This window comes from Thioalkalivibrio sp. ALJ12 (assembly GCF_000378305.1).
In the GTDB taxonomy this organism is placed as follows: domain Bacteria; phylum Pseudomonadota; class Gammaproteobacteria; order Ectothiorhodospirales; family Ectothiorhodospiraceae; genus Thioalkalivibrio.
The window spans coordinates 201,605-214,015 of the sequence record NZ_KB899538.1; the positions used below are offsets into that span (position 1 = coordinate 201,605).

Annotated in this window: 10 protein-coding genes; 4 read left to right on the top strand and 6 right to left on the bottom strand. The window is 66.3% G+C overall.

Translation table 11 applies throughout. The features are described 5' to 3' along the window. The first annotated feature begins 61 nt into the window (after window positions 1–61). From rimO to bioD, 3 genes are read left to right on the top strand one after another with little or no spacing between them, the layout of a single operon-like run. Window positions 62–1,423, top strand: coding sequence for a 30S ribosomal protein S12 methylthiotransferase RimO (rimO, locus tag F467_RS0101005; protein ID WP_018138119.1), 1,362 nt, complete (start codon window positions 62–64; stop codon window positions 1,421–1,423). A 27-nt stretch (window positions 1,424–1,450) separates the two neighbouring features. Continuing rightward, window positions 1,451–2,347 (top strand): phosphoribosylaminoimidazolesuccinocarboxamide synthase, encoded by an 897-nt coding sequence (locus F467_RS0101010; protein ID WP_018138120.1) that lies wholly within the window; start codon window positions 1,451–1,453, stop codon window positions 2,345–2,347. Next, window positions 2,344–3,063 (top strand): dethiobiotin synthase, encoded by a 720-nt coding sequence (gene bioD, locus F467_RS0101015; RefSeq protein WP_018138121.1) that lies wholly within the window; start codon window positions 2,344–2,346, stop codon window positions 3,061–3,063. Before F467_RS0101010 ends, bioD begins: the two co-directional genes overlap by 4 nt. Here the strand turns inward: bioD and F467_RS0101020 are convergent. From F467_RS0101020 to tkt, 6 genes are all read right to left on the bottom strand, one after another. Continuing rightward, window positions 2,991–3,794: a lipid-binding SYLF domain-containing protein gene (locus F467_RS0101020; protein ID WP_018138122.1), complete on the bottom strand. Its 804-nt coding sequence runs from the start codon at window positions 3,792–3,794 to the stop codon at window positions 2,991–2,993. The two genes, bioD and F467_RS0101020, sit on opposite strands and share 73 nt — an antisense overlap. Before the next feature lie 91 nt (window positions 3,795–3,885). After that, window positions 3,886–4,950, bottom strand: a complete 1,065-nt coding sequence (gene fba / locus F467_RS0101025) for a class II fructose-bisphosphate aldolase (protein WP_018138123.1) — start codon at window positions 4,948–4,950, stop codon at window positions 3,886–3,888. A gap of 69 nt (window positions 4,951–5,019) precedes the next feature. Then, window positions 5,020–6,450 (bottom strand): pyruvate kinase, encoded by a 1,431-nt coding sequence (gene pyk / locus F467_RS0101030; RefSeq protein WP_018138124.1) that lies wholly within the window; start codon window positions 6,448–6,450, stop codon window positions 5,020–5,022. A gap of 37 nt (window positions 6,451–6,487) precedes the next feature. Further along, window positions 6,488–7,666, bottom strand: a complete 1,179-nt coding sequence (locus tag F467_RS0101035; RefSeq protein ID WP_018138125.1) for a phosphoglycerate kinase — start codon at window positions 7,664–7,666, stop codon at window positions 6,488–6,490. Between the two features lie 138 nt (window positions 7,667–7,804). Further along, a complete protein-coding gene (gap, locus tag F467_RS0101040; RefSeq protein ID WP_018138126.1) occupies window positions 7,805–8,803 on the bottom strand; it encodes a type I glyceraldehyde-3-phosphate dehydrogenase in 999 nt (332 codons plus the stop codon). 50 nt (window positions 8,804–8,853) lie between these two features. Beyond that, window positions 8,854–10,854 carry a transketolase gene (gene tkt, locus F467_RS0101045; protein WP_018138127.1) on the bottom strand — a complete coding sequence of 667 codons (2,001 nt, stop codon included), beginning with the start codon at window positions 10,852–10,854 and terminating at the stop codon, window positions 8,854–8,856. 359 nt (window positions 10,855–11,213) lie between these two features. Between tkt and metK the strand changes: the two genes are divergently transcribed. Then, a complete protein-coding gene (gene metK / locus F467_RS0101050; RefSeq protein WP_018138128.1) occupies window positions 11,214–12,386 on the top strand; it encodes a methionine adenosyltransferase in 1,173 nt (390 codons plus the stop codon). The last annotated feature ends 25 nt before the right edge of the window (window positions 12,387–12,411 follow it).

Sequence of the window (12,411 nt, forward strand, 5' to 3'; positions counted from 1 at the left end):
CCGGCTGACGCACCAGGAACCGGGCGCGCCCGGAACAGCTCCCAGAAGGCGATAACGTACTGTGAATAAAAGCAACACCCCGTCTCTCGACAACGCGCAGCGCGTGGGCTTTGTCAGCCTCGGCTGCCCGAAGGCACTGGTCGACTCCGAACAGATCCTGACGCGCCTGCGTGCCGAAGGCTACGAGATCGCCGCGGACTACGACGGCGCGGACCTGGTGGTCGTCAATACCTGCGGCTTTATCGACGATGCGGTGGCCGAATCCCTGGACGCGATCGGCGAGGCCATGGATGCCAATGGCCGGGTGATCGTCACGGGCTGTCTGGGCAAGGATGCCGAGCGCATTCACGAGACCCACCCGGGCGTGCTCGCGGTCACCGGCCCGCATGCCTACGAGGAAGTGGTGGGCGTGGTGCACGAACACCTGCCGCCGCCGGCGACCCCGTTCGAGTCGCTGGTGCCGCCGCAAGGGATCCGCCTGACCCCGCGCCACTATGCCTACCTGAAGATCTCCGAGGGCTGCAACCACCGCTGCAGCTTCTGCATCATCCCCAGCCTGCGCGGCGACCTGGTCAGCCGCCCGATCGGCGAGGTGCTGGCCGAGGCGGAGCGCCTGGCCGCGGCCGGCGTGCGCGAGATCCTGGTGATCTCGCAGGACACCTCGGCCTATGGGGTGGACGTGAAGTACCGCACTGGCTTCCATGGCGGGCGCCCGATCCGTTCCGACATCGCCCACCTGGCCGAGGCACTGGGCCAGCTCGGCATCTGGGTGCGTCTGCACTATGTCTACCCCTACCCGCACGTGGATCGGCTGATCCCGCTGATGGGCTCGGGCGAGGACGGTGGGATCCTGCCGTATCTGGACATGCCGCTGCAGCACGGCCACCCCCGGGTACTCAAGGCGATGCGCCGCCCGGCCGCCGCCGAGCGCGTACTGGAACGCATCGCGAGCTGGCGCGAGCAGGTCCCCGACCTGACCCTGCGCTCGACCTTTATCGTGGGCTTTCCGGGCGAAACCGAGGCCGAGTTCGAGACCCTGCTGGAGTTCCTGCACGAGGCGCAGCTGGACCGCGTCGGGGCCTTTGCCTACTCGCCCGTGGAGGGCGCGGCAGCCAATGACCTGCCGGACCCGGTGCCGGAGGCCGTGCGCGAGGAGCGACTGGCGCGCTTCATGGACGTGCAGGCCCGGATCAGCGCCGAGCGGTTGCGCCGCCGGATCGGCAGCCAGCCGGTAGTGCTGGTCGACGAGGTGCACACGGACGGGACCGTGATTGCCCGCTCTGCCGCGGAGGCCCCGGAGATCGACGGCGTGATCCGCGTGGCCGGGGTCGACCCGGAATCGGTGGATGCCGGGGACTTCATCGAGGTCGCGATCACCGACACCGACGAGCACGACCTGATCGCCGAACTGCCAGACGACTGACCACAAGCCGACCGAACGGAAGCACTGATGAGCGACGCCCTGCTGGAAAGCCACATCCCCGATCTCGAACTGGTCCATCGCGGCAAGGTGCGCGACCTGTACGCGGTCGACGCCGACCACTTGCTGATGGTCACCACCGACCGCCTGTCGGCCTTTGACGTGATCCTGCCCACCCCGATCCCGGGCAAGGGGCGGATGCTGACCGCAATTACCGAGTTCTGGATGCACAAGGTCGAACGCGAGCTGGGCATCCCCAACCAGCTGACCGACATCGCGCTGGAACAGGTGGTCCCCGACCCGGCGATCCGGGCGCCACTGGAGGGTCGCAGTCTGGTGATTCGCCGGCTCGAGGCGCTGCCGGTGGAGGCCGTGGTGCGCGGCTACCTGATCGGGTCCGGCTGGAAAGACTACCAGGCCAGCGGCGCGGTCTGCGGCATCCCGCTGCCGGCCAGCCTGGAACTGGCCTCGAAGCTGCCGGAGGCCATCTTCACCCCCAGCACCAAGGCAGCGGTCGGCGATCACGACGCGAACATCGACTTCGCCACCGTGGTAGGCACGATCGGCGAGGAACGGGCGCAACAGGTGCGCGACGCCGCACTGGCGATCTACGCGATGGCGCGCGACTACGCGGCCGAGCGTGGGATCATCATCGCCGATACCAAATTCGAGTTCGGGGTGGACGCGAACGGGGCCCTGCACCTGATCGACGAAGTCCTCACGCCGGACTCCTCGCGCTTCTGGCCGGCGGACCAGTATGCGCCAGGCCGCAGCCCCGAGTCGTTCGACAAACAGTACGTGCGCGACTATCTCGAGACCCTGGACTGGGACAAGACCGCTCCCGGACCCGAGCTGCCGCCCGAGGTCGCGGAGCAAACGGCTGCGCGCTACCGCGAGGCCCTGGAACGCCTGACCCGCGACGCATGATCGAAATGCCGCCACAGGGCTTGTTCGTCACGGGCAGCGACACCGGCGTCGGCAAGACCTTCGTTGGCTGCGCCCTGCTGGCAGCGTGGCGCGCCGAGGGCCTGGACCCGCAGCCACGCAAGCCGGTGGAATCTGGCTGCCCCGAGCGCGACGGCACGCTGTTCCCCGAGGATGGCGCCGCCCTGACCGCGGCGGCCGGCCTTCCCGCAACGGCCGTGGCGCAGGTGACGCCGTGGCGGTTTCCCGATGCGCTGGCACCCGATCAGGCCGCTGCGCGCCAGGGTGTGCAGCTGACGGTCGCGGAACTGGTTCAGGCCTGCGAGGTGCCGGGTGGTGGCCCCCGACTGGTGGAGGGTGCGGGCGGGTTCTATTCGCCGCTGTGCGGCGATGGCCTGAACGCCGACCTGGCGCAGACCCTGGGCCTCCCGGTCCTGCTGGTCGCCGAGGACCGGCTAGGGGTGTTGAACACCTGCCTGCTGACGCTGGAGGCCCTGGAACGTCGTGGCCTGCAACTGGCCGGGATCGTGCTCAACCGTCGCCACGCCGATACCGATCCCCTGCTGGACAATGCCGGGGCGCTGGCCCGGTACACGGCCGCACCCATCCTGTCGCTGCCGGAGGGGATAGCCCCGGAGGAGGCGACTCAGAAGCTCTCCACCTGGAAGTCGTCCTGGCGGATGCCGCCTTCGCCCGGGGTGACCTCGTCCAGGGTTTGATCCGGGCGCATGTCGCCGCTCCCGGTCGTCGGCTCGGCGGCCTCTTCGGGCTGGCGGAAGGAGGCCAGCAGGTCGCGCAGCTCGCGCGTCCCGGCGTGATCCACGCGTCGGCTCTCGATGATGTGCACCGGTCGCTGCGCCTCGCCGTAGTACGCCTCGTTGAAGTCGTCACGCACGGTCAGGCGCGAGCCGGACAGGCTCATCCCCAGATAGGCCCCACGCGAGCGGGAATAGGTCAGGAAGTCGGCCGTCGGGGTGGAGCCACGCCCGGCCCCGACCGGACCGGCGGCAACGGAGGCATCGGCGCCGAGACGGATCGCCGAACCGAACATCGAGTCCACCGCATCCTGGGTGCGCGCGACCATCACCACCTCGGCGGCATCACCCCCGAACTGCATACCAAAACTGATCGACCCGGCCGAATAGAAGGCAACCGGCGAGTAGTCGCCCTTGTCCTCGTCCCAGGCGAGGAACACACCCATGCCCCCGGAGCCCCCGATCAGGAACGCGCCGCGTCCAATACGCGGGAAGATGACGACACCTCGGGCGGTGCGCAGATCTTCCTGAAGGTGTTCGTATTCGGGGTGCGTGGCCATACGCTCCAGCGTGACCTTCGCCCGGTCGACAATGTCCTGCGGGTCAACCTCGCGGCTGAACGGGTTGGCGTGGGCAGTGGCGGACAGCGCAGCCACCACCAGCGCGGTCAGGCAAAGATGGATCAGTCGCTGCATTGGGTAAACGCTCCGGATTGCTCGGAATTGGCGACATGATCGCATAAAAAAAGGGGGCCGAAGCCCCCTTTTCCGTGCTGCGATCCGCAGATCAGTTGACCTTGGGATCCAGCTCGCCGGACAGGTAGCGCTTGACCATGTCGTCCAGGGAGATCGGCTTGATCTTGGACGCCATGCCGGCGCAACCGAAGGCCTCGTAACGGGCCTGGCAGATGTCCTTCATGGCCGCGGTGGAGGCCTTCAGGAATTTGCGCGGGTCGAATTCCTTCGGATTCTCGGCCAGGAACTTGCGCACCGCACCGGTGGAGGCCATACGCAGGTCGGTGTCGATGTTGACCTTGCGCACGCCGTGCTTGATGCCTTCCTGGATCTCTTCAACCGGCACGCCATAGGTCTCGCCCATGTCGCCGCCGTACTTGTTGATGATTTCCAGCCACTCCTGCGGAACGGAGGAGGAGCCGTGCATGACCAGATGGGTATCCGGGATGCGGTTGTGGATCTCCTTGATGCGCTGGATGGCCAGGATGTCACCGGTCGGCGGACGGGTGAACTTGTAGGCGCCGTGGGAGGTACCAATGGCGATCGCCAGGGCGTCGCACTTGGTGTTCTTCACGAAGTCGGCAGCCTCGTCCGGGTCGGTCAGCAGCTGGTCGTGGGACAGCTTGCCTTCGGCACCGGAGCCGTCTTCCTCGCCGGCCATGCCGGTTTCCAGGGAACCCAGGCAGCCCAGCTCGCCTTCCACGGACACACCACAGGCGTGGGCGATCTCGGAGACCTTGGCGGTCACGTCACGGTTGTAGTCGTAGCTGGCCGGGGTCTTCATGTCGGGCATCAAGGAGCCGTCCATCATCACCGAGCTGAAGCCGGACTGGATGGAGCGCAGGCAGACCGCCGGCTCGGAGCCGTGGTCCTGGTGCAGCACGACCGGGATGTCCGGATACTGCTCGATGGCGGCAATGATGTTGTGACGCAGGAAGGGCTCGCCGGCGTACTTGCGGGCACCGGCGGAGGCCTGAATGATCACCGGGGAGTCGACCGCGGCGGCCGCTTCCATGATCGAGTGGACCTGTTCCATGTTGTTGGCGTTGTACGCCGGCATGCCATAGCCGTGCTCGGCGGCATGGTCCAGCAGTTGGCGAAGGGAGATCAGTGCCATGGGTTCCTCCTTAACGGGATCGGACTGACGTAGAAAAAACTCTTGGGTTTGCCAGGGGGCCGCGTCGGCTCACAGCTCGTCGCCAACGCGCACGATCTTCATGGCATTGGTACCGCCATGTTCGCCCTGCAAATCACCCTTGGTAATGATAACCAGCCCGCCATCCTGCACGACGCCCTCGGCCCGGAGCAAGTTGACCGCCTCACGGTTCAGGCTCTCGTGGCTTTCGGGGATCGGCTCCAGGATCCGGGGGTATACCCCGCGATAGAGCGTCATACGGCGGCTGGTGGACTCGTGCTGGGTGAGCGCGTAGATCGGAATACCGGAGCTGATACGCGACATCCACAGGGCCGTGGAACCGGATTCGGTCAGTGCGGCAATGGCCGCCACGTCCAGGTGGTTCGCCGTGTACATCGTGGCCATCGCGATGGCCTCGTCGACGCGGCCAAAGGTCGAATCCATGCGGTGGTCCGACTGACGCGCGGCGCGTTGGCGCTCGGCGGCCTCGCAGATCCGGTCCATGCTCTCGACCACGCGCGCCGGATAGCGTCCCGTCGCGGTCTCGCCGGAGAGCATCACCGCGTCCGTGCCGTCAAGCACCGCGTTGGCCACATCGAAGACCTCGGCACGCGTCGGGATCGGGTTCTGAATCATGGTCTCCATCATCTGGGTCGCCGTGATGACCAGACGATTGAGCGTACGCGCCCGCGAGATCAGGGTCTTCTGCACGCCGGGCAGCTCGGCGTCACCAATCTCCACGCCGAGGTCCCCGCGCGCGATCATGATCACCTCGGAGGCCGCGATGATCTCGTCGATCACCTCCAGGGCCTCGGAGCGCTCGATCTTCGCGCAGATCCCGGCCTCCCAGCCGGCGTCATTCAGCAGGCTGCGCGCCAGGTGCAGATCTTGCGCGGAACGCGGGAAGGAGACGGCCAGGTAGTCCACCTGCAGCTCGGCCGCCAGACGGATATCCTCGCGGTCCTTTTCGGTGATCGCGGGGGCGGACAGGCCACCGCCCTGGCGGTTGATGCCCTTGTTGTTGGACAACTCGCCCCCGACCACGACGGTCGTCTCGATGCGCGCCCCGTTGACGGCGGTCACCTTGAGCACGATACGCCCGTCATCCAGCAACAGGATGTCGTCGGGGCGCACGTCCTGCGGCAGTTCCTTGTAGGTCAGCCCGACCTGGGTCCCATCCCCGGCGTCGCGATCCAGGTCCCCGTCCAGCGCGAAGGACGCGCCTTCCTGGAGTTGGACCCGACCTTCGCGAAAGCGGTCGATGCGGATCTTGGGGCCCTGCAGATCGCCAAGGACGCCGACGCAGCGACCCGCGCGATCCGCCGCGGCGCGCAGGCGGGCGAGCCGGGTACGATGGTCATCCGGGTCGCCATGCGAGAAGTTCAATCGAACGACATCCACGCCGGCCAGGATGATGGCCTCCATGGCCTCGTCGGTATCCGTGGCCGGCCCGAGGGTGGCCACGATCTTGGTACGTCTCATCCGCGTCGTTCTCCGTCAGCGGAGAGCGCGCCGGGCATCAGCCGCGGGCGCGCTCTTCCAGGATGGCGACGGCCGGCAGGGTCTTGCCTTCGAGAAACTCGAGGAAGGCGCCACCACCGGTGGAGATGTAGCTGATGCGATCGGCCAGGTTGTACTTGTCGATCGCGGCCAGGGTGTCGCCCCCGCCGGCGATGGAGAACGCATTGCTCTCGGCGATGGCCTCGCCCAGGGCCTTGGTACCGGCGGCGAACTGGTCGAACTCGAACACGCCGACCGGGCCATTCCAGACGATGGTGCCAGCGTTGCGCAGGGCCTCGGCGTAGGTCGCCGCGGTATCGGGGCCGACGTCGAAGATCATGTCGTCATCGGCTACGGCATCGACAGACTTGGTCTCGGCCGGGGTGGACTCAGAGAATTCCTTGCCCACGGTCACGTCGGTCGGCACCGGGATCTCGCCGCCCTTGGCGCGAGCCGCCTCCATCAGGCGCTTGGACTCATCGACCAGATCGGCCTCGTACAACGACTTGCCGACACCGTGGCCCTGGGCCGCGATGAAGGTATTGGCGATGCCGCCACCGACGATCAGCTGATCCACCACGCTGGACAGCGATTCCAGCACGGTGAGCTTGGTCGAGACCTTGGAGCCGCCCACGATGGCCACCAGCGGGCGCTTCGGGGTCTCGAGGGCCTTGCCCAGGGCCTCGAGTTCCTTGGCCAGCAGCGGACCGGCGCAGGCCTGCGGGGCAAACTTCGCCACACCATGGGTCGAGGCCTGGGCGCGGTGAGCGGTACCAAAGGCATCCATCACGAACACGTCGCACAGGGCCGCGTACTTTTTGGCGAGCGCCTCGTCGTCTTTCTTCTCGCCCGCATTGAAGCGGACGTTTTCGAGCAGGATGACCTCACCCGGCTGGGCGTCCACACCGTCGAGGTAATCCCGCACCAGGCGCACTTCGCGGCCCAGCAGACCGGCCATGTGCTCGGCGACCGGGGACAGGGAATCCTCCTCGGAGAACTCGCCCTCGGTCGGGCGGCCCAGGTGCGACATCAGCATCACCGCGGCGCCGGCGTCCAGCGCCTTCTGCACGGTCTCCAGGCTCGCACGGATACGCGCGTCGGAGGTGACCTTGCCGCCTTTCACCGGCACGTTCAGGTCCTGGCGCACCAGCACGCGGCGGCCATTCAGGTCGAGATCGGTCATCTTGATGACAGACATGGGAGTACCTCTCGGAAATACGTTGAACAGATAAAGGCTTCGGGCCAGCCCCGTTCGGGACTCGCCCCAGGCCTCTGGATCCCGGCCAACCCGGGACAAGGAAAACGGCCGGGCCCGCGAGGACCCGGCCGTCAGGCCTTACTTGGCGACGTGCTCCACCATGCGCAGCATGTTGCAGGTGTAGCCGTACTCGTTGTCGTACCAGGCGACGACCTTCACGAAGGTCGGGTCCAGCTGGATGCCGGCGCCGGCGTCAAACACGGACGGGGCGGTGTAGCCACGGAAGTCCGTGGAGACCACCAGCTCGTCGGTGTAACCCAGCACGCCCTTCAGCTCGCCCTCAGAGGCCTTCTTCATGGCCGCGCAGACGTCGTCGTACTTGGCGTCGCCGTTCAGTTCCACGGTCAGGTCGACTACGGAGACGTCGGAGGTCGGCACACGGAAGGCCATACCGGTCAGCTTGCCGTTCAGTTCCGGCAGCACCTTGCCCACGGCCTTGGCCGCACCGGTGGACGACGGGATGATGTTCTCCAGGATGCCGCGGCCGCCGCGCCAGTCCTTCATGGACGGGCCGTCAACGGTCTTCTGGGTCGCGGTGGCGGCGTGCACGGTGGTCATCAGGCCACGCTTGATGCCCCAGGTGTCGTTCAGCACCTTGGCCACCGGGGCCAGGGCGTTGGTGGTGCAGGAGGCGGCGGAGACCATGTTCTGGCCCGCGTAGTCACCGTGGTTCACGCCGTAGACGAACATCGGGGTGTCGTCCTTGGACGGCGCGGACATCACGACCTTCTTGGCGCCGGCGTCCAGGTGCTTCTGGGCGGTCTCGGCGGTCAGGAACAGGCCGGTGGACTCGATCACGATGTCGGCGTTGATGTCGCCCCACTTCAGCGCGGACGGGTCCTTCTCGGCGGTCAGGCGGATGCGGTTGCCGTTCACCACCAGGTGGTCGCCGTCGACGCTGATGTCGCCTTCGAAGCGGCCGTGCACGGAGTCGTAGCGCAGCATGTAGGCCAGGTACTCCGGATCCAGCAGGTCGTTGATACCGACCACCTGGAGGTTCGGGAAGTCCTTGGCGATGGCGCGGAAGGCCATGCGGCCGATACGACCGAAGCCGTTAATACCAACCTTGATCGACATAGGATGTCTCCTCTCTTTCTTGCTTATGCGAAATCGATGCGGACGTAAGCTTAGCCGTTCAGCACGTCACGGGCGATCTGGGCGACGTTCTCCGGCTTGAAGCCAAAGTAGTCGAACAGGGCGCCACCCGGGGCCGACTCGCCGAAGCGATCCATGCCGAACACGGCGCCGTCCAGTCCGGTGAACTTGTACCAGCCCGCGGTGGCGCCGGCCTCGACGGCCACGCGCTTGCGCACAGCGGCCGGCAGCACGGCCTCGCGGTAGGCGGGGTCCTGCTGCTCGAACAGTTCGACGCAGGGCATGGAGACGACGCGCGCCTTCTTGCCCTCGCCGGCGAGCTCCTCGGCCGCCTTCACTGCCAGCTCGACCTCGGAGCCGGTCGCGATGAAGATCAGGTCCGGGGTGCCGTCGCAGTCTTTCAGCACATAGCCGCCTCGGGCGATATTGGCGAGCTGCTCGCCATCACGCTCCATGTGCGGCAGGCCCTGACGCGACAGGATGAACGCGGACGGGCCATCGGTGCGTTCGATGCCGGCCTTCCAGGCGACGGCGGTCTCGACCGCGTCGCAGGGGCGCCAGACGTTCAGGTTGGGGATCAGGCGCAGGCTCGGGGTCTGCTCGATCGGCTGGTGGGTCGGGCCGTCTTCGCCCAGACCGATAGAGTCATGGGTCAGGACATACATCACGCGCTGCTTCATCAGCGCGGACATGCGGATACCGTTACGGGCATAGTCGGAGAAGATCAGGAAGGTACCGCCGTACGGGATAAAGCCGCCGTGCAGGGCGATGCCGTTCATGATCGCGGCCATGCCGAACTCGCGCACGCCGTAGTAGACGTAGTTGCCCGCGGCATCGTCCTTGCTGACGCCCTTGGAGCCGGAATACATGGTCAGGTTGGAGCCGGCCAGGTCGGCGGAGCCGCCCAGCAGCTCCGGGACGGCCGGGGCCATGCCGGCGATCGCGTTCTGCGAGGCCTTGCGCGAGGCGACCTTCTCGGCCTTCTCGACAGTTTCCTTGATGTAGGCGTTGGCCTTTTCGCTCCAGTCGGACGGCAGGTCACCGGCCATACGGCGTTCGAACTCGGCGGCCAGTTCCGGATGCGCCTGCTTGTACGCGGCAAAGCGCTCCTTCCACTCGGCCTCGGCCTTGGCACCCTTGTCCTTCGCGCTCCAGCCTTCGTAGATGTCGTTCGGGATCTCGAACGGGGCGTGGTTCCAGCCCAGTTCCTTGCGGGTCAGCGCGATTTCGTCGTCACCCAGGGCGGCGCCGTGGCACTCTTCCTTGCCGGACTTGTTCGGCGAACCAAAGCCGATCACGGTGCGGCAGCAGATCAGGCTCGGTTTGCCGGTTTCCTTGCGCGCCTCTTCGATCGCGGCCTTGACCGCATCGGCGTCGTGACCATCGACGCCACGCACGACGTGCCAGCCATAGGCCTCGAAGCGGCCGGGGGTGTCGTCGGTGAACCAGCCTTCCACTTCGCCGTCGATGGAGATGCCGTTGTCATCCCAGAAGGCGACCAGCTTGCCCAGGCCCAGGGTGCCAGCCAGCGCGCAGGTCTCGTGGGAGATCCCTTCCATCATGCAGCCGTCGCCGAGGAAGGCGTAGGTGTTGTGGTCGACGATGTCGTGCCCGGGCTGGTTGAAGTGCGCAGCCATCATCTTCTCGGCCAGCGCCATGCCCACCGCGTTGGAGATCCCCTGGCCCAGCGGACCGGTGGTGGTCTCCACACCCGCGGTGTAGCCGTACTCCGGGTGGCCCGGGGTCTTGGAGTGCAGCTGACGGAACTGCTTGAGCTCGTCCATCGGCAGGTCGTAGCCGGTCAGGTGCAGCAGCGAGTAGACCAGCATGGAGCCGTGGCCGTTGGACATCACGAAGCGGTCGCGGTCGGGCCAGTGCGGGTTGCCCGGGTTGTGCTGCATGTAGTCGTTCCACAGCACTTCGGCGATGTCCGCCATCCCCATCGGCGCGCCCGGGTGGCCGGAATTGGCCTTCTGGACGGCATCCATCGACAGGGCGCGAATGGCATTGGCAAGCTCTCTACGGGTCGGCATGCTGAACTCCTGCTCTTTCGAAATAGTGTTTGGGTTCGGCTGGCGGCGATCAGCGGCGCGGGGCACCAGCGGCGGCCAGACCCGGACAGGTCGACCGATCGAGGGCACACAGATCCTGCCGGCGCTCAAAGACACGGAATGGCCCGAGCAGCCCCAGCAAAGGCGATGCATTTTGGCCACTTTCCGCGATCGGGGCAAGTCGGCGCCAGGGCGCACCAGAACGCGGTCTCAACGGGATTCGTGCGGCCCGGGGCCCCACAAACACCGGGAGGGGGGCTTAGAAAATCTCGTCGAGTTGCGTTACAGTACTGGTCGTTTTGCGCAAAACTAAATCGAAACGACCCACAAAGGAACGCCTAATGTCCAACGATTACATCTTCACCTCGGAATCGGTTTCCGCGGGCCATCCCGACAAGATGGCCGACCTGGTCTCCGACACCATCGTCGACGCCATCATCGAGCAGGATCCGCATGCGCGTATCGCCTGCGAGACCGCCACCAAGACCGGCATGGTCATGCTGCTGGGCGAGATCACCACCGGCGCGCAGATCGATTACGAGCGCCTGGTGCGCGAGACCGTCTGCGAGATCGGCTACAACGATTCCGACGTCGGCTTCGACGGCAAGACCTGCGCCGTGCTGAACGTGCTGGGTGAACAGTCCCAGGACATCGCCATGGGCGTGGACCGCGACGTCTCCGACCGCGCCACCCAGGGTGCCGGTGACCAGGGCCTGATGTTCGGCTACGCCGCGCGCGAAACCGATACGCTGATGCCCGCCCCGATCTTCTACGCCCACAAGATGGTGCGTATCCAGTCCGAACTGATGAAGAGCGGCAAGCTGCCGTGGCTGCGCCCGGACGCCAAGTCCCAGGTCTCGCTGCGCTACGAAGACGGCAAGCCGGCCGGCCTGGACGCGGTGGTCCTGTCCACCCAGCACAGCCCGGACATCTCGCAGAAGGATCTGCAGGAAGCGATCTACGAAGAGATCTTCAAGAAGGTGCTGCCGAACGAATGGCTGAGCCAGGTCTCCGACGACAAGATCCACATCAACCCGACCGGCAAGTTCGAGATCGGGGGCCCGGTGGGTGACGCCGGTCTGACCGGCCGCAAGATCATTGTTGACACCTACGGCGGCATGGCCCGTCACGGTGGTGGCGCGTTCTCCGGCAAGGACCCGTCCAAGGTGGACCGTTCCGCTGCCTACGCCGGCCGCTACGTGGCCAAGAACATCGTCGCCGCCGGCCTGGCCGACAAGTGCGAGATCCAGGTCTCCTACGCCATCGGCGTGGCCGAGCCGACCTCGATCACCGTCGACACCTTCGGCACCGGCAAGGTCGACGATCGCAAGATTGAAGGCTTCGTGCGCGAAGTGTTTGATCTGCGCCCGTGGGGCCTGATCCAGATGATGGATCTGCTGCGCCCGATCTACAAGGCGACCGCCGCCTATGGTCACTTCGGCCGCGAAGACGTCGACCTCCCCTGGGAGCGTACCGACAAGGCCGAGGAACTTAAGAAGATGGCGGGCCTCTAAAAGCACCCGACATTTTGTAAGCGAA

Excerpts from the sequence above, each read along its gene's own strand:
- F467_RS0101010 (WP_018138120.1), top strand. The coding sequence starts at position 1,451 with ATGAGCGACGCCCTGCTGGAAAGCCACATCCCCGATCTCGAACTGGTC.
- bioD (WP_018138121.1), top strand. The coding sequence starts at position 2,344 with ATGATCGAAATGCCGCCACAGGGCTTGTTCGTCACGGGCAGCGACACC.
- F467_RS0101020 (WP_018138122.1), bottom strand. The coding sequence starts at position 3,794 with ATGCAGCGACTGATCCATCTTTGCCTGACCGCGCTGGTGGTGGCTGCG.
- fba (WP_018138123.1), bottom strand. The coding sequence starts at position 4,950 with ATGGCACTGATCTCCCTTCGCCAACTGCTGGACCATGCCGCCGAGCAC.
- pyk (WP_018138124.1), bottom strand. The coding sequence starts at position 6,450 with ATGAGACGTACCAAGATCGTGGCCACCCTCGGGCCGGCCACGGATACC.
- F467_RS0101035 (WP_018138125.1), bottom strand. The coding sequence starts at position 7,666 with ATGTCTGTCATCAAGATGACCGATCTCGACCTGAATGGCCGCCGCGTG.
- gap (WP_018138126.1), bottom strand. The coding sequence starts at position 8,803 with ATGTCGATCAAGGTTGGTATTAACGGCTTCGGTCGTATCGGCCGCATG.
- tkt (WP_018138127.1), bottom strand. The coding sequence starts at position 10,854 with ATGCCGACCCGTAGAGAGCTTGCCAATGCCATTCGCGCCCTGTCGATG.
- metK (WP_018138128.1), top strand. The coding sequence starts at position 11,214 with ATGTCCAACGATTACATCTTCACCTCGGAATCGGTTTCCGCGGGCCAT.